2 protein-coding genes are annotated in these 3809 nt (G+C 67.8%); both read left to right on the forward strand.

The genetic code is table 11. From position 1 onward, the window contains the following. Window positions 1–519 precede the first annotated feature (519 nt). On the forward strand, window positions 520–2568 hold the full coding sequence (locus WDC87_RS21710; protein ID WP_252745519.1) for an ATP-dependent DNA helicase: 2049 nt from the start codon (window positions 520–522) through the stop codon (window positions 2566–2568). A gap of 9 nt (window positions 2569–2577) precedes the next feature. After that, window positions 2578–3291 carry a tRNA (adenosine(37)-N6)-threonylcarbamoyltransferase complex dimerization subunit type 1 TsaB gene (tsaB, locus tag WDC87_RS21715; RefSeq protein WP_072168547.1) on the forward strand — a complete coding sequence of 238 codons (714 nt, stop codon included), beginning with the start codon at window positions 2578–2580 and terminating at the stop codon, window positions 3289–3291. Window positions 3292–3809: the final 518 nt, after the last annotated feature.

Consider the following 3809-nt stretch of genomic DNA (forward strand, 5'->3'; position numbering starts at 1 on the left):
CCCCCCCCCCCCCCCCCCGTTTTTTATTGAACCGGCCACCACCAAAATCAACCCGTGTATATGCGGCCCCCGCGTCAGTTTTTTATAAGACACAGCAATGTGCCGTTGTCCGGCCACCCAGGTAAAAAAAAAAAAAAAAAAAACGCGGGCCCCCCCGGGCCCCAACTCGTTGGGGGGGCGCAGCGGTTTGCCGCAGAAAAACGGCTCCGACCCCTTCTTGTTTCCGTTCGACCCACCGCTTCTGAATCAGTCGAGCAAGCGCGACGCCACGAAGCACGTCCATCCGTCACCGGGAAACTGTCGAAGGCGGGGCGGGAGGGGCAGGCAGGACCGTTGGCGCCATGGATGGCGCCATCGAGCCCCCATGGACGGGTTTACGGCGTGTCCTGCCTGCCCCTCCTGCCCCGCCAAACACGCAGCAACCCAGAGCCATGAACCACGCTGTTGCTGTTGCTTTTGCCTGCGCTCTGGCTTGAAACGGGTGCCGGGCAGCGCCCGGCCGGGTATCCTTTCCCTCTGATGTCCGACCTTGTCCATGCCAGCCGCGAAGCCCTCAGCGAAGGCGGCGCGCTCGCCTCGCACCTGGATGCCTTCGTCCCGCGTCCGGCACAGCTGCACCTGACCGCAGCCATTGCCGATGCGCTGCAGCAGCGGGACCTGCTGCTGGCCGAGGCCGGTACCGGCACCGGCAAGACCTTCGCCTATCTGGTGCCGGTGCTGCTGTCCGGGCTGCGCACCATCATCTCCACCGGTACCCGCGCGCTGCAGGACCAGCTCTACCACCGCGATCTGCCGCGCGTGCGCCAGGCGCTGGGCGTCGGCCTGCGCAGCGCGCTGCTGAAGGGGCGCGCGAACTACCTGTGCCGCTATCGACTGCAGCAGGCGCGGGGCGAGCCGCGGTTTTCCAGTCCCGAACAGGCCGCGCAGTTCCAGCGCATCCTGGCGTGGTCCGGCCGCTCGGAGTTCGGTGACATCGCCGAACTGGAGGGCCTGGCCGATGACTCGCCGCTGCTGCCGATGGTCACCTCCACTGTCGACAATTGCCTGGGCACCGATTGCCCATTCTGGGACGACTGCTTCGTGGTGCGCGCACGGCAGCGTGCGCAGGCCGCCGACGTGGTGGTGGTCAACCACCACCTGCTGCTGGCCGATCTGGCACTGAAACAGGACGGCTTCGGCGAGTTGCTGCCGGGGGCGCAGGCCTTTGTCATCGACGAGGCACACCAGCTGCCCGAACTGGCAGCGCAGTTCTTCGGCGAAGGTTTCGGCATGCGCCCATGGCAGGAACTGGGTCGCGACTGCCTGGCTGAAGCGCGCGGCGTAGGGGGCGCACAATCGGCGCTGCAGGAGCCGGTCGACCAGTTGCAACTGGCGTTGCTGGCGTTGCGTTCGGCGATGGAGGGGCTGCCGCCGCGGGGTGCGCAGTGGCGTGCGCTGGCCATGCCACAGGTCCGCGACGGCTTCGATACGGTGATGGCCGGCCTGGTGGCGCTGGAGCAGGCACTTCAACCGCTGCGCGAATCGGCGGCGGGTCTGGACGCCTGCCATGCGCGGGCGCGCGAGGCGGTGTCGCGGTTACAGCGCTGGCTGGGCGATGATGAACCCACCCTCGATTTCGATGCCGATCCGGCGGACCACGCCAGTGCCGCCGATGTGCTCTGGTACGAGCTCACGCCGCGGGGTTTCCGCTGCCAGCGTACGCCGATGGATGTGTCCGGCCCGCTGCGCGAGCATCGCGAGCGCAGCCGCGCGGCATGGATCTTCACCTCGGCCACGCTGACCGTGGGCAATGGATTCGACCACATCGCCACGCGCCTGGGCCTGGACGATCCGCATACCCTGGTCCAGCCGAGTCCGTTCAACTGGCCCGAGCAGGCGTTGTGCTACCTCCCGGAAGGCCTGCCTGATCCGGCCGCACGGGGCTTCGGAACCGCGCTGATCCAGACCCTTCGGCCGGTACTGCAGGCATCGCAGGGCAGGGCATTCCTGTTGTTCGCCTCGCACCGTGCATTGCGCGAGGCGGCCGAAGCACTGCGCGACGGGCCATGGCCGTTGTTCGTGCAGGGTGAGGCACCGCGCGCGACGCTGCTGCAGCGCTTCCGTGAATCGGGCAATGGCGTGCTGCTGGGCTCGGCCAGTTTCCGCGAGGGCGTGGACGTGGTCGGCGAAGCGCTGAGTGTGGTGATGATCGACAAGCTGCCGTTCGCGGCACCGGACGATCCGGTGTACGAGGCACGCCTGGAGGCGATCCGCAGCCAGGGCGGCAATCCGTTCCGCGACGAACAGCTGCCGCAGGCGGTGATCGCACTGAAGCAGGGTGTCGGTCGCCTGATCCGCAGCGAAAGCGACCGTGGCGTGCTGGTCCTGTGCGATCCGCGCCTGCTCAACCGTGGCTATGGCCGGGTCTTCCTGGATTCACTGCCACCCTTCCGCCGCACCCGCAGCCTGGCCGATGTGCAGGCCTTCTTTACGCCACAATGGGTGCCCGTGGCTGATGATGCGGCTGACCCGGCCGCTGTTGCGCCGGGCCCGGAGCCGGCTCCTGGTGCCACGTTCCCCCTGTTCTGACCTGATCTGATGAAACTGCTCGCCTTTGAAACCGCCACCGAAGCCTGCTCCGTTGCCCTGCATGTCGATGGGCAGGTGCTGGAACGCTTCGAGATCGCCCCGCGCCGGCATGCCGACCTGAGCCTGCCATGGGCCGAGGCGCTGCTGGCCGAAGCCGGCATCAGCCGTCGCCAGCTCGATGGCATCGCGCTCAGTCGCGGCCCGGGGGCGTTCACCGGTGTGCGCCTGGCGATCGCCATCGCCCAGGGCATCGCGTTGGCGTTGGACCGCCCGCTGCTGCCGGTTTCGACGCTGCAGGTGCTGGCGCTGCGGGCACCGGTGGAAGAAACGCAGATCCTGTCGGCAATCGATGCCCGGATGGGTGAACTCTACGTCGCGCGCTTCGAACGCGTCGACGGCCTGCCGGTCGCGCGCGATGCCGAGCGCGTCTGCGCGCCCTCCGTGGTGACGTTGCCGGAGGGAATGTCGGCCTACGGTGTCGGTACCGGTTTCGGCGCGGGCGACGGCGCGCTGGTGGCACAGTTGGGCAGTAGCCTGCGCGGTTTCGATGCTGCGGCATTGCCGCGGGCGTCGGACGTGCTGGCACTGGCCGTGCCGGCGTTCGCGCGTGGCGAGGCGATCGCACCGGAGAAGGTCGAGCCGGCGTACTTGCGCGACAACGTGGCATTGACCCTGGTCGAGCAGCAGGCCGCGCGCGAGGCGAAGGCGAAGGCCAACGGCTGAGCCCCTCGTGGCGGGGCGCGAAAGCACGAGCCGCGCTTGGCCGGGCGAGGTGGGTGCGCGGGGGACGCCGTGAACCCGTCTCTGACGTGACCCCCGCGAACCCACCCCCGCCCGACCTCTGACAGTTTCCGTGTGCGTCCGCCACGGAAAATCAAAAAAAGAAGATCAAAGTCAAAAGCGGGTCGCTTCGCTCGTATCCACGCCTGGCGTGGATGTGTGTCGACCAAGGTCGACACCTACCAAAGCAATGGTGCGCCGCGATCTGTCAGAGGCGGGGGGGGGGGGGGGGGGGGGGGGGGGGGGGGGGGGGGGGCGGGGGGGGGCCCGCCCCCCCCGCTAATTGTGGGGGGCCGGCGCCCCGGCCCCCCCCCCCCCCCCCCCCAAAACAAAAACCACCCGGTTTTTTTTTTTTTTAAACAAAAGGGTTACACGCCCCCCCCCCCGGCGCCACCAAACAAAACCAAATCAGGAGTCCTATTTTGCCCCCCCGACAAAAACCACACCGTCACATCACCAAT

Source organism: Stenotrophomonas maltophilia group sp. Smal12 (assembly GCF_037079935.1).
Classification (GTDB): Bacteria; Pseudomonadota; Gammaproteobacteria; order Xanthomonadales; family Xanthomonadaceae; genus Stenotrophomonas; species Stenotrophomonas sepilia.